Origin of the sequence: Klebsiella sp. 2680, assembly GCF_900198535.1 — a bacterium.
GTDB lineage: Bacteria > Pseudomonadota > Gammaproteobacteria > Enterobacterales > Enterobacteriaceae > Klebsiella > Klebsiella indica.
The window spans coordinates 158,310-180,379 of record NZ_FZNJ01000005.1; the positions used below are offsets into that span (position 1 = coordinate 158,310).

Genomic DNA, 22,070 nt, shown 5'->3' on the forward strand with positions numbered 1-22,070 from the left:
CCGCCATCCAGTAATATAGCGCCCTTTCCATTCCCGGACCCAATTTTAACGCATCTTCGATTCTTTCGGAGATAAGCAACTATTGCCTGCAATTAAAGAACTAAAGAGCCGAACATATATGCCTTTTACACTTGGTCAACGCTGGATTAGCGATACAGAGAGCGAACTGGGATTAGGGACGGTCGTTGCCCTGGATGCGCGCATGGTTACCCTGCTTTTCCCCGCCATCGGCGAAAACCGTCTGTACGCACGCAACGACTCCCCCATCACCCGCGTAATGTTTAACCCGGGCGATACCGTCACCAGTCATGAAGGCTGGCAACTCCAGATTGACGAAGTTAAAGAAGAGAATGGCCTGCTGACCTATACCGGAACCCGTCTCGATACCCAGGAAACCAACATCAGCCTGCGGGAAGTCCTGCTCGACAGCAAGCTGGTCTTCAGCAAACCCCAGGATCGTCTGTTTGCCGGGCAAATCGACCGTATGGACCGTTTCGCCCTGCGCTATCGCGCGCGCAAATTTCAGAGCGAACAGTATCGCATGCCCTGGAGCGGTCTGCGCGGCCAGCGTACCAGCCTGATCCCACATCAGCTGAATATCGCCCACGACGTCGGTCGCCGCCACGCGCCCCGCGTCCTGCTGGCGGATGAAGTCGGTTTAGGAAAAACCATTGAAGCCGGGATGATCCTCCATCAGCAGTTGCTCTCCGGCGCTGCCGAACGCGTACTGATCGTGGTACCGGAAACCCTGCAACACCAGTGGCTGGTGGAAATGCTGCGTCGTTTTAACCTGCGCTTTTCCCTGTTTGATGACGAGCGCTACGCCGAAGCCCAGCACGACGCCATTAACCCGTTCGAAACCGAACAACTGGTTATCTGCTCGCTGGATTTTGTGCGCCGCAGTAAACAGCGTCTGGAACATCTGTGTGACGCCGAATGGGATCTGATGGTGGTCGATGAAGCGCACCACCTGGTGTGGAGCGAAGAGTCGCCGAGCCGTGAATACCAGGCCATCGAACAACTGGCGGAACGCGTGCCGGGCATTCTGCTGCTCACCGCCACCCCGGAACAACTGGGGATGGAGAGCCACTTTGCCCGTTTGCGCCTGCTCGATCCCAACCGTTTCCACGATTTCGCCCAGTTTGTTGAAGAACAGCAAAACTACCGTCCGGTTGCCGATGCCGTCGCCCTGCTACTGGCTGGTAAGAAGCTGAACGACGCCGAGCTGAACGCGCTTAGCGACCTGATCGGCGAGCAGGATATTGAACCGTTATTGCAGGCCGCCAATAGCGACCGTGATGACGCGCAGACCGCGCGTCAGGAACTGGTATCCATGCTGATGGACCGCCACGGCACCAGTCGCGTGCTGTTCCGCAACACCCGTAACGGCGTCAAAGGCTTTCCGAAACGCGAACTGCATACGATTCGTCTGCCGTTGCCGACCCAGTACCAGACGGCCATCAAGGTTTCCGGCATCATGGCCGCACGCAAAACCGCAGAGGAACGTGCCCGCGATATGCTCTACCCGGAGCAGATATACCAGGAATTTGAAGGCGATACGGGTACCTGGTGGAACTTCGACCCGCGCGTCGAATGGCTGATGGGCTATCTCACCAGTCATCGCTCGCAGAAAGTGCTGGTGATCTGCGCCAAAGCGGCCACTGCGCTACAGCTGGAGCAGGTGCTGCGTGAGCGCGAAGGTATTCGTGCGGCGGTGTTCCATGAAGGGATGTCCATCATCGAGCGTGACCGCGCCGCCGCCTGGTTTGCCGAAGAAGATACCGGGGCTCAGGTGCTGCTGTGTTCTGAAATCGGCTCCGAAGGGCGTAACTTCCAGTTCGCCAGCAATCTGGTGATGTTCGATCTGCCGTTCAACCCGGATCTGCTGGAGCAGCGTATCGGCCGTCTTGACCGTATCGGCCAGGCCCACGATATTCAGATCCACGTGCCGTATCTGGAAAAAACCGCCCAGTCGGTGCTGGTGCGCTGGTATCACGAGGGACTCGACGCCTTCGAACATACCTGCCCGACCGGTCGCACCGTCTACGATAGCGTGCATAACGAGCTGATTAACTATCTCGCCGCGCCGGAAAACAGCGATGGCTTCGATGAGCTAATCAAAACCTGCCGCCAGCAGCACGAAGCGCTGAAAGCGCAACTGGAACAGGGCCGTGACCGTCTGCTGGAGATCCACTCCAACGGCGGTGAAAAAGCCCAGCGGCTTGCGGAAAGCATCGAAGAACAGGACGACGACACCAGCCTGATCGCCTTCTCCATGAACCTGTTTGATATCGTCGGTATCAACCAGGACGATCGCGGCGAAAACCTGATTGTGCTGACCCCGTCCGATCATATGCTGGTCCCGGATTTTCCGGGCCTGCCGGAAGATGGCTGCACCATTACTTTCGAACGTGATGTCGCCCTGTCCCGTGAAGATGCGCAGTTCATCACCTGGGAACACCCGCTGATTATCAACGGTCTGGATCTGATCCTCTCCGGGGATACCGGCAGCAGCACCATCTCGCTGCTGAAAAACAAAGCACTACCGGTAGGAACACTGCTGCTGGAACTGATTTACGTCGTGGAAGCGCAGGCGCCGAAACATCTGCAGCTTAACCGCTTCCTGCCGCCGACGCCGGTGCGCATGCTGCTTGATAAAAACGGCAATAACCTCGCCGGTCAAGTCGAGTTTGAAAGCTTTAACCGCCAGTTGAGCGCCGTTAACCGTCACACCGGGAGTAAACTGGTCAACGCCGTCCAGCAGGATGTGCACGCAATTTTGCTACAGGGCGAGGGCCAGGCGGCAAAAGCGGCCCAGGCGCTGATCGATGCCGCGCGTAGCGAGGCGGATGACAAGCTGAGCGCTGAACTGTCGCGTCTGGAAGCGCTGCGCGCCGTTAACCCGAACATCCGCGATGATGAACTGGCGGCTATCGAGAACAACCGTCAGCAGGTGATGGACGCCCTGGGACAAGCAGGCTGGCGTCTTGATGCGCTGCGCTTAATCGTGGTCACTCACCAGTAACGGAACGCGAATATGGCGATGGAAAACTACAATCCGCCGCAGGATCCCTGGCTGATTATCCTCTACCAGGATGAGCACATTATGGTGGTCAACAAGCCCAGCGGCTTGCTGTCCGTGCCGGGTCGGCTGAAGGAGCACAAGGACAGCGTGATGACGCGCATTCAGCGCGACTTCCCGCAGGCCGAATCGGTGCACCGGCTGGATATGGCCACCAGCGGCGTGATTGTGGTCGCCCTGACCAAAGCGGCAGAGCGCGAACTCAAGCGCCAGTTCCGCGAACGAGAGCCGAAAAAGCAGTACGTCGCCCGCGTGTGGGGGCATCCGGAAAAAGCGCAAGGTCTGGTGGATTTGCCGCTGATTTGCGACTGGCCGAACCGGCCAAAGCAGAAAGTGTGTTACGAAACAGGCAAAGCGGCGCAAACCGAGTATGAAGTGCTGGAATTCACGGAAGATAACACTGCCCGCGTGCGCCTGAAGCCCATTACCGGGCGTTCGCACCAGTTGCGGGTGCATATGCTGGCGCTGGGCCATCCGATTCTCGGCGATCGCTTTTATGCTCCGCCGGAAGCGCTGGCCATGGCACCGCGTCTGTTACTGCACGCCGAAACGCTGACCATTACCCATCCCGCTTACGGTAACGCGATGACGTTCCGCGCGCCGATCGATTTCTGACCGGTCGACGATCTCCGTCCCGGTCGTGCCGCCAGCGGCGCACCCGGGACGCTTATAGTACCTAACAGGAAGCTCGCGTTAATCGCGGGCAAACCACGCATCAATCATCTGTTCAACGCGGGCAACAACCTGCCCGGTTTCGTGACGACGACTACGGGCGCAGGCGTGCGCCGGTTCTTCACACAGCAAGCAACGGCGCTTATCTTCTCCCATCGACTGCCGGCCAACCAGGCCATTTTTCGGGCAGATCACATCAATATCCCACAGACGGCCCAGCGGATGACTCTGCTCCAGATCGGTACAAAACGCTTTGATTTCACTCGCGTTATGTTCAACGCACCACAGCGCTTCCGGCCCGGTCGGCAGCCATAGCACCTGACGGTCCAGGGTGTGCCAGCGGTGTGTCCATAACATCTGGTCACAGGCCTGCAGCGCCACGCCCATCATATTGCGATAGCGAATGCTGTCTTTTACCGCGCCAGGCGTTACCAGGGTCAACGAAATGACCGGCTGTTGATAATGGGCCAGCCAGTCGGCCTGGCGAGCCGCACGCTGCTCTCTCGCCGCCAGCAGCGCCTCCATGCTTACGCCCTCAAAGGCGGGACTATCCACCGACATTTGTTTCTCTCCTCATCAATAAAAGACAGCGCTCAGGCGACCGTCGCTCTCACTAATTTCGGCGCTGATTGTATCGCTAAATGCACCGCATTTTGGAGACAGGACGCAGAAATTTTCTGCGTCATTTTGCGATAAATAACAGACTTAATCGTTACAAAAAAGTTAAATCATGCCAGGAAATGACTAAGAAAAAGCAATCCCAGCGAAACATTAATCGCGCCGCCGATTCGCGTGGCTATCTGGGCAAACGGCATCAGATTCATGCGGTTGCCGGACGTCAGAATCGCCACATCGCCGGTACCGCCCTGACCGCTCTGGCAGCAGGAGACAATCGCCACGTCAATCGGGTACATGCCAATCTTTTTCCCTACCAGGAACCCCGTCGCCACCAGCGCCGACACGGTACTGATAATCACCAGCAGATTGGTCACGGTAAATGCGTTAACCAGCTCCTGCCACGGGGTGATCGCCACGCCGACAGCAAACAGAATCGGGTAAGTCACCGCCGTGCGGAAGAACTTATACACCATCTGCGATCCCTCCTGCAGACGCGGAGAGACGCCGTTCGCCAGTTTGAGCAGCACCGCGAGGAACAGCATTCCCACCGGCGCTGGCAAGCCGATCATCTTCTGCCCCAGCATACCCAGCATATACAGCAGCACCGCCAACAGCGCGCCGGACGCCAGCGTCGTCACATCCATTTTGCCCTCGGTAGCCTTTTCACCCTGTATCTCGTTGCGGCGGTTTGGCATCAGTTGCCCTTCACCGGTTAAATGCGGGAAGCGTTTACCCAACTGATTCAAGCCGCCGGATATAACAATCGCGGTCAGACTCCCCAGCATCACCATCGGCAGAACCCGACCTAAAGCAACGCCCTGTTCCATATGCATCAGCGCGGCGTAGCCAATTGACAGTGGGATCGCGCCTTCCCCTACGCCACCGGCCATAATTGGCAACACAATAAAGAAGAATACCTGAAACGGCTCCAGACCCAGCACGGTACCGACGCCGACCCCCACCAGCATGCCAACGATTTCCCCACACAGCATCGGCAAGAAAATCCGCAAAAAACCCTGAATCAGCGTGGTACGGTTCATGCTCATAATGCTGCCGACAATAATGCAGCAAATATAGAGATAGAGAATGTTGGTCGATTTATAGAATTTGGTGGTTGATTCCACTACCACATCCGGCAGCAGTCCGTAATGCACCAGCGCCGAAGGAATAAAGGTCGCGCAGATGGCCGCCGCCCCGAGCTTCCCCAGCACCGGCAGGCGTTTACCAAATTCGCCGCAGGCAAAACCGAAAAAAGCCAGTGTCGCCACCATAACCACAATATCGCTCGGTAGCTTGCCGCCCAGACAATCTATCGCGATCAGGCCGCCGGCCAGCAAAAACAGCGGCAAGGGGATAATACCGACTTTCCAGTTATCAAGAATGTGCCACCAGCGCTGTTTTAGCGGTGCTTTCGGCGTATTAATAGGATCGATGGTTGCAGGGAATGCGTTGTCTGTGGTGCTCATGATTAAGCCCTCTGATTATTATTCCTTTGCAGATTAGAGCGCCACGCACAGACTTAATGTGAGGATCAACAGATTAAAAACGAAGTTTTTATGGTCACTATGGTTTTTATGGTTTTTATTATTGGTGTGATATCGCGCTGATTTATTGGCGTGGTTTTTATGGTTTTTAAATCCGTGGCCGAATTCACCTTGATAAATCACCGCCAGCGGATAATGCTGGTACCAGGCCCCTGCCCTGCATGGACGCTCACAAGTTTCCCTCAAGAACCCTGTTGGCATTGCAAAAGATGATCGCCTGCCGCCACTCTGATATTGTGCATAATACTTATGAAAGTTTCATTTCAATTTAAGTTATTCATTTCGTTGGTCGCCTTTTTCTCAGTTCTGTTCTCACTGTTCGGCGTTTATTATTATTTCGATGCCAGCCATCAGCTTTATCAGGAAATGAGCGCCCGGGCGAAAATACAGGCAGAAGAAATCGCCCTGATGCCGGATTTACGTCAGTGGGTGGCGCGTGAAGACGCTCAAGCCATCAAACCGTTTATGCAACATATCGCCAGCCGCAGCGACGCCAGTTTTATTGTGATTGGCGACAAGCATGGCCTGCATCTGTTTCATTCGGTCCATCCGGAATGGGTTGGCACCCGGCTGGTTGGCGGCGATAACCAAGCCGTACTGGAGGGGAAAAGCATCACCACCATCCGTAAAGGCGGGCTGGGGATTTCCCTGCGCAGCAAAGCGCCCGTTTTCAATGACGCAGGCCAGGTTATCGGGATTGTTTCCGTCGGCTACCTCACCAGCTATCTCGACAGCATTACGCTGGAAAAAGCGCTCAATCTCTTTATCGCCGCATTGATACTGCTGATCGCACTGTTTGTATTCTCCTGGTACTTCACCCGCAGCATCAAAAAACAGATTTTTTCGCTGGAACCACGCGAAATCGGCCTGCTGGTTCGCCAGCAAAAAGCAATGATGGAATCGATATACGAAGGCGTGATTGCGATCGATCATAATCGGCGCATTGAAGTGATTAACCACGCTGCCCGCAGCCTGCTCGGGCTGACCCAGCCCGCGCACCAACTGCGCGGTAAATCAATCGATAGCGTCATTACCCCACAGCCGTTTTTCACCGGCGATGAGATGCTCGAAAACGATACTCACGATGAGTTGTGCCGATTTAACCAGCTTACCGTCCTCGCCAGCCGGGTACGCATCATGCTGGAAAATGCGCTACAGGGTTGGGTGATTACCTTCCGCGATCGCGATGAAATTAACTCCCTTAGCGCCCAGCTCAGCCAGGTAAAACGCTATGTCGATAACTTGCGTATTATGCGTCACGAGCAGCTAAACCGTATGACGACGCTTTCCGGTCTACTGCATATGGGCCACTATGATGAGGCGATTCGCTATATTCAGGCCCAGTCGGAACACGCCCAGGAACTGCTGGACTTTATCTCATCGCGTTTTCATTCCCCGACGCTGTGCGGCCTGCTATTGGGTAAAGCCGCCCGCGCACGGGAGAAAGGGGTGGAACTCAGCTTTGACCCCGCCTGCCGTATTGACCGCCCGCTGCCGTCATTGATGGAGTCTGAACTTATCTCTATCATCGGTAATTTGCTGGATAACGCCATTGAGGCCACCCAGCGCGCTGCGACGCCGCACGAAGCGGTCGAGATCCTGATTCAGCTTAATGCCCGGGAATTAATCATTGAGGTGGCTGACCGCGGGATCGGTATTCGCCCGGAAATCCGCGAGCGCATTTTTGAACGCGGGATCACAACCAAAACCCGTGGCGATCACGGTATTGGTCTTTATCTTATTGAGCACTATGTCACCCAGGCTGGCGGCACGATTGAAGTGGCCGATAACACGCCGCGCGGCGCGATTTTCACGCTGTTTATTCCCGCCAACGGGCCAGCCCTTCCGCAACAAGAGACGCACTATGCATCATGACCTGGTCGATGTACTGATCATCGAAGATGAAAGCGAACTGGCGCGGCTGCACGCCGAGCTTATCCATAAACACCCGCGCATGCGACTCACGGGAATGGCGGCATCCCTCGCCCAGGCGCGGCAGATACTCAACGCCAGGCCACCGCAGCTGCTACTGCTTGATAACTACCTGCCGGACGGAAAAGGCGTCACCCTGATGAACGACCCCATTCTGGCCCAGGCTAACTGTTCGGTGATTTTTATTACCGCCGCCAGTGACATGGAAACCTGCAGTCTGGCAATCCGCAACGGTGCTTTCGACTACATCCTCAAGCCGGTGTCATGGAAGCGTCTGAGCCAGTCGCTTGAACGGTTCGTGCAGTTCTACGATCAACAGCGCGAATGGAAGATTGTCGACCAGCAGAACGTTGATTCACTGTATCAGTTGCAGGCGAAAAACTTCCGCGCCGATAGCGGCAGCAAAGGCATTGAAGAAAAAACCCTGGCGCGGGTGCAAAACCTGTTTACCGACAGAGAAGATCGCTGCTTTTCGGTTGATGAAGTGGTGAATGAGGCGGGGTTAAGTAAAACCACCGCCCGACGCTATCTGGAACACTGCGTGGAAATCGGCTTTCTGGATGTGGAAATGCTATACGGCAAAATCGGCCATCCGCGGCGGATGTACCGCCGCGCCGTCGGCACATCGTAACGCCGTCTCCCGCGCCGGGGAGAGGGCGGTAATTCAGAATCCGCGCTGCTCTTTAATAAGCTCCCAGGCTTTCTGGATCTCTTGCGCTTTCTGCTTGGCCATCTCCATCATCTCCGGCGGCAAGCCTTTCGCCACCAGTTTATCCGGATGGTGTTCGTTCATCAGTTTACGATAGGCGCGCTTAACGGTCGCGGCGTCATCAGTGGGCTTTACCCCTAATACGTTACAGGCATCTTCAAGGGTTGGCCCTCGCTGCGCCTGCTGCCAACCGGCATGGCCGCCGCGCTGGCCATACGATTGCTGCTGCGACTCACCGCCAAACTGCGCGCCGCCCTGCATCATACGCAGGAACTGATCGAACTGGGCGCGGGAAATCCCCAGCTCATCGGCAATAACAAACAGCACTTCACGCTCATTCGGATGCAACTCGCCATCGGCGAAGGCGGTTTGCAACTGAATTTCCAGAAACATCCGAATTAAATCAAAGCGCCCAAAACAGACGCTACGCAGCTGACGCATTTTCTCGCGCAGCGGATAATCATCTGATTTTCCGACCCGAAATGCCTGCTGTGCCGCGGTACGCGCTTCGCCATGCAGATTCATCCGATCCATCATCAGACTGGCGACATGAATATCCGCTTCAGTGACACGCCCTTTCGATTTGGTCAGATGCCCCATCACTTCAAAAGTGGTGGAAAAAAACAGCGACTGGCGCTCCTGCTGGTTGGCAAACACATTCAAACGGCGACTACGTGCACGGTCAAACATATGCCCGACTAAGAAGCCCAGCACCACGCCCCAGAAGCCGCCCCCCATCATCAACGCCACCGCAACGCCAATTATTTTCCCCAAATACTGCATAGACTCCCCAATCTCTCAGCCGCCAGTTAAGCTATATCTGACCGCACATTACAAAGCGCTGACGCCTCGGTCAATTATGGGACATAGCCTATAATTTGCTTTATCATACTCGTCATTCTACACGGTGCCTAACGCTCGGGAATAAAACGGGCCGGATTAACACTAGCGCGATTAAGATGAGTACGTTAGGCTCTGACCGTTTGCAAGCCGCTGCTACATGATGACGGAACAACAAATACAACGTATGAAAAAACGTATTCCCAGCCTACTGGCAACCATGATTGCCAGCGCCTTGTATAGCCAACAAGGCTTCGCTGCCGATCTCGCCACGCAGTGTATGCTTGGCGTCCCTGCCTATACACGTCCTTTGGTTGAAGGGAAGCCCAACGACCTGCCGGTGACGATTAATGCCGATCACGCGAAAGGCAACTATCCTGATAATGCCGTATTTACCGGCAACGTTGATATTAATCAGGGGAACAGCCGTCTCCAGGCCGATGAGGTTCAGCTTCATCAGCAGCAGGCCGCAGGCCAGGCGCAACCCGTACGCACGATTGACGCCCTCGGCCATGTTCACTATGACGACAATCAGGTGATCCTGAAAGGGCCGAAGGCCTGGTCGAATCTGAACACCAAAGATACTAACGTCTGGCAGGGCGATTACCAAATGGTGGGTCGTCAGGGCCGCGGCAGCGCTGACCTGATGAAGCAGCGCGGCGAAAACCGCTATACGATATTAGAAAACGGCAGCTTTACCTCCTGCCTGCCAGGGTCTGACACCTGGAGCGTCGTCGGCAGCGAAGTTATCCACGACCGCCAGGAGCAGGTGGCGGAAATCTGGAACGCGCGGTTTAAACTCGGCTCGGTGCCGATTTTTTACAGCCCTTACCTGCAACTGCCGGTAGGCGATAAACGCCGCTCAGGCTTCCTGATCCCGAACGCCAAATACAGTACCAAAAACGGCGTGGAGTTCTATCTTCCTTACTACTGGAATATCGCGCCTAACTTCGATGCCACGTTGACCCCGCACTACATGAGCAAGCGCGGCGGCGTCATGTGGGAAAACGAGTTCCGCTATCTCACCGAGGCGGGCACCGGCCTGCTGGAGTTCGATTATCTGCCATCGGATAGCATTTATCGCAACGATCACCCGGACGACGGCAACAGCCGCCGTTGGTTGTTCTACTGGAAGCATTCCGGCGTTATCGACCAGGTGTGGCGTCTGAATGCCGACTACACCAAAGTCAGCGATCCCGATTACTTCAACGATTTTAGCTCCAAATACGGTTCCAGTACCGACGGCTACGCCACGCAAAAACTGAGCGCGGGCTACGCCAATCAGAACTTTGACGCCACCGTGTCGACGAAGCAGTTCCAGGTCTTTAACCGGGAATCAAGTAACGCCTATTCCGCCGAACCGCAGCTGGATGTCAATTATTATCAGAACGATGTCGGCCCGTTTGATACCCATCTTTATGGCCAGGCGGTGCACTTTGTTAACTCAAACAGCAATATGCCGGAAGCCACCCGGGTTCACTTTGAACCGACCATCGATCTGCCGCTGTCTAACGGCTGGGGAAGTCTCGATACCGAGGCAAAACTGCTGGCAACGCATTATCAGCAGAGCAACCTTGATACTTATAACGCAGCCAACGGGACTGACTATAAAGATTCCGTTAACCGCGTCATGCCGCAGTTTAAAGTCGATGGCAAAATGGTTTTCGAGCGCGATATGCAAGAGAACTACACCCAGACGCTTGAACCGCGCGTGCAGTATCTGTATATCCCCTATCGTGACCAGAGCAAGATCGGCAGCTACGACTCCACGCTGCTGCAATCGGACTACAATGGCCTGTTCCGCGACCGCACCTATAGCGGCCTCGACCGTATTGCTTCGGCCAATCAGCTGACTACCGGCGTCACATCGCGCGTTTATGATTCCGCCGCCGTTGAACGTTTTAATATTTCCGTTGGTCAAATCTACTATTTCACCGAGGCACGAACCGGTGACGATAACATCAACTGGGAGAACAACGACACGCGAGGTTCACTGGTATGGGCTGGCGACACCTACTGGCGCATCACCGATGACTGGGGTTTACGCGGGGGCATTCAGTACGATACGCGTCTGGATAACGTCGCAACCGGCAACGGAACCGTGGAATACCGTCGCGACGAAAACCGTTTAGTACAACTTAACTACCGTTACGCAAGCCCGGAGTACATTCAGGCGACACTGCCTTCGTATTCCACCGCTAAGCAGTATAAAGATGGGATTTCGCAGGTAGGTATCACCGCCAGCTGGCCAATCGTCGATCGTTGGGCTGTCGTCGGCGCGTACTACTACGACACGAATACCAGAAAATCAGCGAACCAGATGTTAGGGGTGCAGTATAGCTCCTGCTGTTACGCTATCCGCGTCGGCTATGAACGCAAGATCAACGGCTGGGATAACGACAGCAGCGAAAGCAAATACGATAATACCTTCGGCTTTAACATTGAGCTGCGTGGTCTGAGTTCCAACTACGGCCTCGGCACCCAACAAATGCTGCGTTCGAACATTTTACCGTACCAGAGCTCCCTGTGATGTGGCTGGTTTACAACGTAATCCGCAATTGCGGTTAATTGAAATGGAAAAAGTATGAAGAACTGGAAAACGCTGCTTCTCGGTATCGCCATGATCGCGAATACCAGTTTCGCTGCCCCACAGGTTATCGATAAAGTAGCGGCTGTCGTCAATAATGGCGTTGTTCTGGAAAGCGACGTCGATGGTTTGATGCAATCGGTAAAACTTAACGCCCACCAGGCCGGGCAGCAGTTGCCGGATGACGCAACCTTACGTCATCAGATCCTCGAACGGCTGATCATGGACCAGATCATTCTGCAGATGGGCCAGAAAATGGGCGTGAAGATCTCTGACGATCAGCTCGACCAGGCCATCGCCAACATCGCCAAACAAAACAATATGACCATGGATCAGATGCGTAGCCGTCTGGCCTATGACGGGATCAACTACAACACCTATCGTAATCAAATTCGCAAAGAGATGTTGATTGCGGAAGTGCGTAACAATGAAGTTCGTCGTCGCATCACCATTCTGCCGCAGGAAGTGGAAACGCTGGCCAAACAGATTGGCGATCAGAACGATGCCAGCACCGAACTGAATCTTAGCCACATCCTGATCCCGCTGCCGGAAAATCCAACTTCCGAGCAGGTTGCCGCTGCGCAGGCGCAGGCAAACTCGGTGGTTGAGCAGGCGCGCAACGGCGCAGACTTCGGCAAACTGGCTATTACCTATTCTGCCGACCAGCAGGCGCTGAAAGGCGGCCAGATGGGATGGGGGCGTATTCAGGAGCTGCCAGGCATCTTTGCTCAGGCGCTGAGTACCGCGAAGAAAGGCGATATTGTTGGCCCGATTCGTTCCGGCGTTGGCTTCCATATCCTGAAGGTTAACGATATGCGCGGCGGCAACCAGAACATCTCGGTCACCGAAGTTCACGCTCGTCATATTCTGCTGAAACCGTCGCCGATTATGAACAACGATCAGGCACGCGAGAAGCTGGAGCAGATCGCGGCTGACATTAAGAGCGGTAAAACCACCTTCGCTCAGGCAGCGAAAGCGTTTTCCGAAGATCCTGGTTCCGCCAACCAGGGCGGTGATTTAGGCTGGGCGACGCCGGATGTCTTCGATCCGGCGTTCCGCGATGCGCTGATGCATCTCAACAAAGGTCAGATCAGCGCCCCGGTTCGCTCCTCTTTCGGCTGGCACCTGATTCAGCTGCTGGATACCCGCAAAGTTGACAAAACCGATGCCGCGCAAAAAGACCGCGCTTACCGCATGCTGATGAACCGCAAATTCTCTGAAGAAGCGGCCACCTGGATGCAGGAACAGCGCGCCAGCGCCTACGTTAAGATTCTGAACAACTAATCGCATAAGCCTCATACACAACATCGTTCAGGGTGTATCGAGGCGGCTAAGCGAATCGCCCCGGCCTTTGACCGGGGTGACGAAGCGCAGCCAGTAAAAGATCGTCTGAAGGATGAAGTGTATGAATCGCGTTGTTATCACTCCCGGCGAACCCGCAGGGATTGGCCCCGACCTCGTGGTGCAGCTTGCACAGCGCGACTGGCCGGTCGAACTGGTCGTTTGCGCTGACGGCGCGCTGTTGTCTGACAGAGCAAAGCTGCTCGGTCTCTCTTTATCCCTTTTGCCTTACGAACCCACGCAGCCGGCGACACCGCAACGCGCAGGTACCCTGACGCTGCTTCCCGTCGCCCTCAATGCGCCGGTTGAACCGGGCGTGCTCAACGTCAAAAACGGCGGTTATGTGGTCGACACGCTGGCTCGCGCCTGCGATGGTTGCCTGAACGGCGAATTCGCCGCGCTGATTACCGGGCCGGTGCATAAAGGTATTATCAACGACGCGGGAATCCCCTTTACCGGCCATACTGAGTTCTTCGAAGCGCGTTCACAGGCCAGTAAAGTGGTCATGATGCTGGCAACCGAAGCGCTTCGCGTGGCGTTGGTGACCACCCATCTGCCGCTCAAAGCGGTAAGCGAGGCGATCACCCCCGAGCTGCTGCGCGAAATCATCACCATCCTCGATCATGATTTGCGCAGCAAATTTGGCATCAAGGACCCGCACGTACTGGTTTGCGGCCTGAACCCGCATGCGGGTGAAGGCGGCCATATGGGCACGGAAGAGATCGATACGATAATTCCGGTGCTGGAAGAGATGCGCGCGAAGGGCATGAACCTCAGCGGCCCGTTACCGGCGGATACCCTGTTTCAGGCAAAATATCTCGACCATGCCGATGCGGTACTCGCGATGTATCACGATCAGGGCCTGCCCGTGCTAAAATACCAGGGCTTTGGCCGCGGCGTGAATATTACGCTCGGTTTACCTTTTATTCGCACTTCCGTTGACCACGGTACCGCGCTTGAACTCGCGGGCCAGGGGAAAGCGGAAGTCGGCAGTTTTATCACGGCGCTTAATCTCGCCATCAAAATGATTGTTAATACTCAATGAATAATCGAGTCCATCAGGGCCACTTAGCCCGTAAACGCTTCGGGCAAAACTTTCTCAACGATCGCTTCGTGATCGACAGCATTGTCTCGGCCATCAATCCACAAAAAGGTCAGGCAATGGTTGAAATCGGCCCCGGCCTCGCCGCGCTGACCGAGCCGGTCGGCGAACGCCTCGACCAGTTGACCGTCATCGAGCTGGACCGCGATCTGGCCGCCCGTCTGCAAACCCACCCGTTTCTCGGGCCAAAGCTGACGATTTATCAGCAGGATGCCATGACCATGAACTTCGGCGAGCTGTCCCGGAACCTGGGCCAGCCGCTGCGCGTTTTCGGCAACCTGCCATATAACATCTCAACGCCGCTCATGTTTCATCTGTTCAGCTATACTGATGCCATTGCCGATATGCACTTTATGCTACAAAAAGAGGTGGTCAATCGTCTGGTCGCCGGGCCGAACAGTAAGGCGTATGGTCGGTTAAGCGTAATGGCGCAGTATTACTGCCAGATAATCCCGGTGCTTGAAGTGCCGCCGAGCGCCTTTACGCCGCCGCCTAAAGTCGATTCCGCCGTCGTACGTCTGGTGCCTTACCGCACATTGCCCCATCCGGTAAAAGAAGTACGCGTGCTGAGCCGTATTACGACCGAGGCGTTTAACCAGCGGCGCAAAACCATCCGCAACAGCCTTGGTAATCTGTTCAGCATAGAGGTTCTGAGCGAACTGGGCATCGATCCGGCAATGCGCGCAGAGAATATTTCCGTGGCGCAGTACTGTCAGCTAGCTAACTGGTTATCCGATCATCCCCCTGTCAAGGAGAGCTAACCATGATTAATTCGCCCCGAATGTGTGTGCAGGTGCAAAGCGTCTATATCGAATCGCAATCTTCCCCGGAAGAAGAGCGCTACGTCTTCGCTTATACCGTCACCATTCGCAATCTGGGGCGGACTCAGGTTCAGCTTCTTGGCCGCTACTGGCTTATCACCAACGGTCATGGTCGTGAGACCGAAGTTCAGGGGGAAGGGGTTGTCGGCGAACAGCCATATATTCCCGCTGGCGGCGAATTTCAATACACCAGCGGCGCGGTTATCGAAACGCCGCTGGGCACCATGCAGGGTCATTATGAAATGATCGATGTGAACGGTACGCCGTTCGCCATTGAAATCCCTGTTTTCCGTCTCGCAGTACCAACGCTCATCCATTAAAACAATGTCTACATACCTTATTGGCGACGTTCACGGTTGTTACGATGAATTGATCGCATTATTAGAGCAGGTGGAGTTTAATCCTGAGGTTGATACCCTGTGGCTCACCGGCGATCTGGTCGCGCGCGGTCCCGGTTCTCTCGAAGTGCTGCGTTTCGTGAAACAGCTTGGCGATAGCGTACGCATCGTCCTGGGTAATCACGATCTTCATCTGCTGGCGGTTTTCGCCGGTATCAGCCGCAATAAGCCGAAGGATCGGCTAAAAGCACTGCTTGAAGCGCCTGATGCCGATGAGTTGCTCAACTGGCTGCGTCGCCAGCCGATGATGCAAATCGATGAAGAGAAAAAGCTGGTGATGACCCATGCCGGGATTACCCCGCAATGGGATCTGGCCACCGCCAGACAGTGCGCTCGCGATGTGGAAGCGGTGCTGTCCAGCGACTCCTACCCGTTCTTCCTCGACGCCATGTACGGCGATATGCCAAATAACTGGAGCAATGAACTCAGCGGCCTGGCGCGCCTGCGCTTTATTTCCAACGCCTTTACCCGCATGCGCTACTGTTTTCCGAACGGGCAACTGGATATGTACGCCAAAGAGGCGCCGGAAAACGCCCCCGCGCCGCTAAAACCGTGGTTTGCCATTCCTGGCCCGGTGGCCAGCGAATACAGCATTGCTTTCGGTCATTGGGCTTCGCTGGAAGGAAAAGGCACGCCGGAAGGGATCTATGCGCTGGATACCGGCTGCTGCTGGGGCGGGGATCTCACCTGCCTGCGCTGGGAAGATAAACGCTACTTTGTGCAGCCGTCGAACCGTCATCTTGATTCAGGCAAAGGCGAAGCGGTAAACGCCTGAGTCTTATGTTGTCGGCTGGATAAGGCGTTTACGCCGCTATCCGGCATTCACGCCACATCATTATCTGAGATAGCTGCTTATCAGGCCGACAAATCTGCATGACCACGACCGATTAACGACGTTCCAGAATCTCGAAACAGTAGCTATGAGAGTTCTGCGCGTCGGCGTCGTGGAACTCACTGAATACGGACTCCCACTGATCCGGATCGTAATCCGGGAAGTGGGTATCACCCTCGACTTCCGCGTCAATATGCGTCAGATAGAGCTTGTGCGCTTTCGGCAGAAACTGTTCATAAACACGACCGCCGCCAATCACCATCATCTCTTCGACATCGCCGCAGGCGGCAATGGCTTCATCAACCGATTTTACCCACTGTACGCGTTCGTCGGTGCCCGGCTGGCTGCTGATAACAATATTTTTACGCCCGGGTAAAGGGCGACCAATGGATTCCCAGGTCAGACGCCCCATCACTACCGGTTTGTTTAACGTGTTGCGCTTAAACCAGGCGAGATCGGCGGGCACATTCCACGGCATGGCGTTTTCCATACCGATAACGCGATCGACCGCTAACGCCGCAATAAGACTGATCATTGATTAATTCCCGAATACAAAAAATTGCCGCCACTATACGGAAAGCGTAATACTTCGTCGACTGGACAGAGAGTAAAGAATAAGGAAATTTTTAGATTTGCTGGCAAGCCCACGTAAGCCTGGTGAGCCGCCAGCAGCGGATTTAAATGGAAAACAAAATATTACTTGTAAAACTCACGTGACACCCTGAATTCATTTCATGACACCGGCTTATTCTGCGGCTCATCAGCAATATCGCCAGTATGTATTCCTTCTTCCGTCCCCTGCCAGCCATGACGCTGAACCAGCGACAAATGGTTGCGATCTTCGTTGATGATATCGGCCAGCATCTCGCTGGTACGCTTGAACACCGCCACCCGGGAAGCCGAATCGTTTTCCGCCATGACCACCATCTCCTCAACCATTTGCAGATTAAAACGGCGGAACAGATCGGCGCGCTCCCTGGCCTCGTATGCCCCCAGCCCCAGAGCCTCCAGGGTCATGCGCCCGGATCTCAGCGCCGCTTCAAAGGTTTCACGTTCCGGTGCTTCTATCCCGGCCTGACGCAACTTGATGTAATGGTTAACATCACGGGCACGGGAAATAATGTGCAGATGCGGAAAGTGCTCTTTTGCCAGTTCCACCAGTTGCAGGCTGGTCTGCGGATCATCGATAGCGTTAATCAACACTTCCGCATTCTCCGCCCCGGCGGATTCCAGCAGATCAGCGCGCGTGGCATCGCCGTAAAACACTTTCATATCAAATTTGCGCAAGGTATCGATATGGTCAGGATCATGATCGAGGATAACCATCTTTACGCCGCTGGAGAGCAGCACACGACCGACGATCTGCCCATAACGACCAAATCCGGCGATAATCACCCGCGGCTGCTCTTCATCAATTTCATCAGCTTCGCGCTGCTGGCCCCCCGTAGATTTTTCCAGACGCGTCAGCAATACCAGCAGAATCGGCGTTGCCGCCATCGACAGTGCGACGGCCAGCGTTAACGCCTTCGCCCATTCGCTGTCCAGCACATGGGCCATCTGCGCTGCGCTGAACACGACAAAGGCAAACTCACTCCCCTGTCCCAGCAGTACCGCAAACCAGCGGCGCTGGGCGCGCGGTACGCTCAGCGGTTTGGCAATCAGCCACAGCATCAGGGATTTAATCACCAGAAAACCCACCAGTAAAATCAGAATGCGCAGCGGATGGGTCGCCAGGGTACCAAAATCGACAGACATGCCGACACCGATAAAAAAGAGCCCCATCAACAGGCCCTTAAACGGTTCGATATCGCTTTCCAGCGCGTGACGATACTCCGAGCTCGCCAGCAGCACCCCGGCAAGGAACGCGCCCATCGCCATCGACAGGCCAACCTCTTCGAGCAGCAATCCGAAACCAAATACGAGAAACAAGGCCACGGCGCTGAACACTTCTCGCAGGCCGGAACGTGCGGCAAAGCGCAGCATCGGTCGGGTAAGGTAGCGCCCGAGCACCACCACCAGCGCCAGCGCCCCCACGACCTTCAGCGCCGACAGGGCAAACGCGCCCAGCGTCGTCGAGCCGCCGCTCGCCGCCAGCAGCGGGATCATCGCCACCAGCGGAATAGCGGCAATATCCTGGAATAGCAGCACCGCAAAAGCGCTACGGCCCAGTTGCGTCACCATCAGGTTACGCTCGTTCATCACCTGCATCGCAATCGCCGTTGAGGAGAGCGCCAGAGTCATACCTATCAGCTCCGCCACCTGCCAGCGCAGGCCAAGCGACATACAGAACAGCCCAATCAGCGTGCCGCAGACCACCATCTGCAACGCCCCACCGCCGAACACCGAAGCGCGCAGCTTCCACAGGCGCTGAGGATCCAGTTCCAGGCCAATGACAAACAGCATCAGCACCACGCCGATTTCAGCAAAGTGCAGAATTGACTCAGCATCCGTGACCAGCCGCAGCCCCCACGGGCCGATAATACACCCGGCGATTAAATAGCCGAGCACCGATCCCAGCCCACAGCGCACGGCAATCGGGACAATCAGCGCGGCAGAACCTAAATAGATCAGCGCCTGTATAAGCGTGTGGCTATCCATTCTGATGTGCCTCCTGCCATTCTATTAAACGTTGCCGATAATGGCGCGCCTGCGCCTGGAGGGTTTCATCATCACAGACGAACGTGCAATGAATGGCGAACGGTGGTAACCACTTCATGCCACAGTACAGACTGGTCGCCTGTAGCGGCTGGGCCAGAACATCAAAACCGGGAAAAGCGCCAGTATCAAAGTGGCTTTCACCGCCGCCGGTCGTCACCGCCCACATCAGCGATTTACCGCGCAGCGCGCTGCCGTTGTGACCATATGCCCAGCCGTGCGACAGGACTTTATCCATCCACAGTTTCAGCAACGGCGGCACGCTGTACCACTGCATCGGATGCTGCCAGATAACCAGATCGGCGCGAACCAGCGCCGCCTGTTCGGCGGCGACGTCGATATTAAAATCAGGGTACAGTTGATAGAGGGAGCGTATCTCTACGCCGTCAAGCCTCCCTGCCTGCTCAAGCATCCGCTTATTCGCATGCGAGTGCTGCGGATAAGGGTGCGCATAAATTATAAGAATCATTGATTAGCCTGCATTCGCTCCTGTAGTAATCAGCAAGAGTGTAGACAGTTAATCAAAACGCTTACAACGATAAGTGCGATCTATACCGCGTTATTTTACGCATTCCGCGGCTGTTTATTGACCGCGATATCCGACTCGGAGGTATCAAGGTCGCACTTCTTCGGCAACAAGAAAGTGATGGTTCCGGCAATGATCAACGACCCGGCCAACGCACAGACCGCGACGTTCTGACCATAAAGATAAATCATCACGCCGACCAGATATGGACCGCAAAAACCGCCAAGGTTACCCAGACCATTAATCACACCACGAGCGCTCCCGGCCACTTCCGGCGAGGCGATACGTCCGGGCATCGACCAGAATGGGCTGGTTGCCGACTTCAGGAAGAAACCACAGACCACCAGCGCAATATAAGCCGCCACCACATGCTCGCGCAGCACGACTGAGGCCACCAGCGCCGCCGCGAAGCAGTAGAGCGAGAAACGAACCCACAGACGACGTTTACCACTGCGATCGCTGAATAGCGAGATCGCGTAGATCCCGGCCAGGGTCGCGATGAACGGCAGTATGGCGAGGAATCCGACGCTAGCCATACTACCGCCGGTCAGTCCTTTAAGGATCGTCGGCAGCCATAGCGTGTAACCATAATCACCGGTCTGGTAAAAGAAGTTGAGGATCACCAGCTTCATCAGGCCAGGGTTACGGAACACGTCTTTCACCGGCGCATTGCTCACTGGCGCTTCGGCCAGTTTTACCGCTCGTTCAGCCGCAAGCGTAGTGACAAGATATTGACGCTCGCTTTCCGGCAACCAGCGGGCTTCTTCCGGGCGGTCGCTAATCATAAACCACCATACCGCCAGCACGACTACCGACAGCAGCCCTTCGATGATAAACAGCCAGCGCCAGTCCAGCGCCGCAATAATGGCGCCCGACACTGGCGCGGTCAGCATGCCGCCCAGTGGGGCAAACATCATCACAAAAGCATTCGCCCGACCAAGCTCTTTTTCCGGAAACCAGTTGCTGATCATCGTCAGCACCACCGGCAGCATGCCGCCTTCAGAGACCCCGAGAATAAAACGTAACACCAGCAATTGATATTCATGAGTCACAAAACCGGTGGCGATAGACACAACCGCCCAGGCGATCAGTGACCAGGCAATAAACGTCTTGCCACTGCCGTTTACCGCAATTCTGCCGCCGGGTATTTGCAGAAATAAATAACCAATAAAAAATATTCCGCTGGCGACACCAGCCATCTGACTGGTAATACCTAAATCCGTTTCCATTCCGCCGGGCAGCGCAAAACTAATATTAACCCGGTCCATAAACGAAATAATACAAGCAATCAATACCGGCGTAATAATACGCAGCCAGCGGGTGCTGGGAATTTTATCGTTCATATATCGCACTCTCTATGCAGAGGTTATCATTGTAATAAAGTGAGCGTAGGGACAGAGAAATAAACGTGAGAATTAATTAATTGCGTTCGGCAATACCGTACCGGCGAAATAAGCCGCCACATTGGCATAAACCACATCGCTCATTTTCTGCCGCGTCTCATGAGTGGCGCTGGCAACATGCGGCTGTAGTACTACATTATTGAGCGCAATCAGCTCTGCCGGTACATTTGGCTCATCTTCGAAGACGTCAAGACCGGCTCCGGCGATAACACCGTTTTGTAACGCCTGGATCAGTGCTTTCTCGTCCACCAGCGAGCCGCGGGCAATATTAATCAGCCAGGCATGTTTCGGCATGACGTTAAACACGGAAGCGTCAATCAGCCCGCGATTAGCTTCGCCTCCCGAGGCGGCAATCACCAGGAAGTCGCTTTCATGGGCCAGCGTGTGCAGGTCCGCGCACCACTGATAACTGAGTCCTTTCACTTTTTTGCGATCCGTATAAAGCACCTCCATATCGAATCCGCGGGCGCGGCGAGCGATAGCCTGGCCGATATTGCCCATCCCCAGCAGGCCGATGCGTTTGCCGCTCACCTGAGTCGCCAGCGGCAGCCCGCCGGTCAGCCAGCGCCCTTCCCGCACGAAACGATCGCCCTGACACAACTGACGCGAACCGGCCAGCAGAAGCCCCATCGCCAGGTCGGCGACATCGTTGGTCAACACGCCAGAAGTAATAGAGACGGCGATCTGTCGGGTGCGGGTGAACTCCAAATCGACGGCATCGGTACCCACGCCGAAGATAGCAATCAACCCAACGTGCGGCAGCAGCTCCAGAACGCTGTTCTGAACGCCAACATCACCCCGGGTGACCACGACCGCAATGTTCTCCCCCTGTTCGCGCAGAAAAGCGATCGGATCGTCCTGCTCATACAGGCGATACAACGGAAACTCGGCGGCCAGCTGCGCCTGTAGGGTATCGATAACGGGAGCCACTAAAAGGACGGCGCGGGTAATAGCATTATTCATCAGATCACCTGTTTGATATTTCAGTACGACGGTAGTCACTATCAA

Annotated in this window: 18 protein-coding genes; 10 read left to right on the forward strand and 8 right to left on the reverse strand. The window is 55.3% G+C overall.

Annotated elements, in window-relative coordinates:
* Positions 1-118 precede the first annotated feature (118 nt).
* A complete protein-coding gene (rapA, locus tag FN037_RS19775; RefSeq protein WP_142503022.1) occupies positions 119-3,025 on the forward strand; it encodes an RNA polymerase-associated protein RapA in 2,907 nt (968 codons plus the stop codon).
* 12 nt (positions 3,026-3,037) lie between these two features.
* Positions 3,038-3,697, forward strand: coding sequence for a bifunctional tRNA pseudouridine(32) synthase/23S rRNA pseudouridine(746) synthase RluA (gene rluA / locus FN037_RS19780; protein WP_142503023.1), 660 nt, complete (start codon positions 3,038-3,040; stop codon positions 3,695-3,697).
* Positions 3,698-3,775: 78 nt separating this feature from the next.
* Here rluA and citX read toward each other — a convergent pair whose 3' ends face one another.
* Complete coding sequence (citX, locus tag FN037_RS19785) at positions 3,776-4,315, reverse strand: citrate lyase holo-[acyl-carrier protein] synthase (RefSeq protein ID WP_142503024.1); 540 nt, start codon at positions 4,313-4,315, stop codon at positions 3,776-3,778.
* A 167-nt stretch (positions 4,316-4,482) separates the two neighbouring features.
* Positions 4,483-5,838, reverse strand: coding sequence for a 2-hydroxycarboxylate transporter family protein (locus tag FN037_RS19790; protein WP_142503025.1), 1,356 nt, complete (start codon positions 5,836-5,838; stop codon positions 4,483-4,485).
* A gap of 327 nt (positions 5,839-6,165) precedes the next feature.
* On the opposite strand from FN037_RS19790, the gene FN037_RS19795 reads away from it, so the two are divergent.
* The gene (locus tag FN037_RS19795; protein WP_142503026.1) at positions 6,166-7,791 is read left to right on the forward strand and encodes a sensor histidine kinase; all 1,626 of its coding nucleotides are present in this window, start codon (positions 6,166-6,168) and stop codon (positions 7,789-7,791) included.
* Positions 7,781-8,479 carry a response regulator gene (locus FN037_RS19800; RefSeq protein ID WP_142503027.1) on the forward strand — a complete coding sequence of 233 codons (699 nt, stop codon included), beginning with the start codon at positions 7,781-7,783 and terminating at the stop codon, positions 8,477-8,479. The genes FN037_RS19795 and FN037_RS19800 overlap by 11 nt, the downstream gene beginning before the upstream one ends.
* A gap of 33 nt (positions 8,480-8,512) precedes the next feature.
* On the opposite strand, the gene djlA is transcribed toward FN037_RS19800, so the two are convergent.
* Positions 8,513-9,340 (reverse strand): co-chaperone DjlA, encoded by an 828-nt coding sequence (gene djlA, locus FN037_RS19805; protein ID WP_138361916.1) that lies wholly within the window; start codon positions 9,338-9,340, stop codon positions 8,513-8,515.
* A gap of 244 nt (positions 9,341-9,584) precedes the next feature.
* On the opposite strand from djlA, the gene lptD reads away from it, so the two are divergent.
* The 6 genes from lptD to apaH all read left to right on the forward strand — a co-directional run bounded on the left by lptD (position 9,585) and on the right by apaH (position 16,421).
* Positions 9,585-11,927: an LPS assembly protein LptD gene (lptD, locus tag FN037_RS19810; protein WP_142503028.1), complete on the forward strand. Its 2,343-nt coding sequence runs from the start codon at positions 9,585-9,587 to the stop codon at positions 11,925-11,927.
* A gap of 54 nt (positions 11,928-11,981) precedes the next feature.
* Positions 11,982-13,268 (forward strand): peptidylprolyl isomerase SurA, encoded by a 1,287-nt coding sequence (gene surA / locus FN037_RS19815; RefSeq protein WP_142503029.1) that lies wholly within the window; start codon positions 11,982-11,984, stop codon positions 13,266-13,268.
* A gap of 121 nt (positions 13,269-13,389) precedes the next feature.
* Positions 13,390-14,370, forward strand: coding sequence for a 4-hydroxythreonine-4-phosphate dehydrogenase PdxA (gene pdxA / locus FN037_RS19820; protein ID WP_138361913.1), 981 nt, complete (start codon positions 13,390-13,392; stop codon positions 14,368-14,370).
* Positions 14,367-15,188, forward strand: a complete 822-nt coding sequence (gene rsmA / locus FN037_RS19825) for a 16S rRNA (adenine(1518)-N(6)/adenine(1519)-N(6))-dimethyltransferase RsmA (RefSeq protein ID WP_142503030.1) — start codon at positions 14,367-14,369, stop codon at positions 15,186-15,188. Before pdxA ends, rsmA begins: the two co-directional genes overlap by 4 nt.
* A gap of 2 nt (positions 15,189-15,190) precedes the next feature.
* Positions 15,191-15,568 (forward strand): Co2+/Mg2+ efflux protein ApaG, encoded by a 378-nt coding sequence (gene apaG, locus FN037_RS19830; RefSeq protein ID WP_138361911.1) that lies wholly within the window; start codon positions 15,191-15,193, stop codon positions 15,566-15,568.
* A 4-nt stretch (positions 15,569-15,572) separates the two neighbouring features.
* Complete coding sequence (gene apaH, locus FN037_RS19835; protein WP_138361910.1) at positions 15,573-16,421, forward strand: bis(5'-nucleosyl)-tetraphosphatase (symmetrical) ApaH; 849 nt, start codon at positions 15,573-15,575, stop codon at positions 16,419-16,421.
* A gap of 112 nt (positions 16,422-16,533) precedes the next feature.
* Here apaH and folA read toward each other — a convergent pair whose 3' ends face one another.
* From folA to FN037_RS19860, 5 genes are all read right to left on the reverse strand, one after another.
* Positions 16,534-17,013 (reverse strand): type 3 dihydrofolate reductase, encoded by a 480-nt coding sequence (gene folA, locus FN037_RS19840; RefSeq protein WP_138361909.1) that lies wholly within the window; start codon positions 17,011-17,013, stop codon positions 16,534-16,536.
* Between the two features lie 197 nt (positions 17,014-17,210).
* Positions 17,211-19,076, reverse strand: a complete 1,866-nt coding sequence (gene kefC, locus FN037_RS19845) for a glutathione-regulated potassium-efflux system protein KefC (RefSeq protein ID WP_142503031.1) — start codon at positions 19,074-19,076, stop codon at positions 17,211-17,213.
* On the reverse strand, positions 19,069-19,602 hold the full coding sequence (gene kefF, locus FN037_RS19850; protein ID WP_138361907.1) for a glutathione-regulated potassium-efflux system oxidoreductase KefF: 534 nt from the start codon (positions 19,600-19,602) through the stop codon (positions 19,069-19,071). Before kefF ends, kefC begins: the two co-directional genes overlap by 8 nt.
* Positions 19,603-19,697: 95 nt before the next feature.
* Entirely contained in the window at positions 19,698-21,002 is a 1,305-nt protein-coding gene (locus FN037_RS19855) for an MFS transporter (protein WP_138361906.1), read from the reverse strand.
* A 72-nt stretch (positions 21,003-21,074) separates the two neighbouring features.
* On the reverse strand, positions 21,075-22,025 hold the full coding sequence (locus tag FN037_RS19860; RefSeq protein WP_138361905.1) for a 2-hydroxyacid dehydrogenase: 951 nt from the start codon (positions 22,023-22,025) through the stop codon (positions 21,075-21,077).
* Positions 22,026-22,070: the final 45 nt, after the last annotated feature.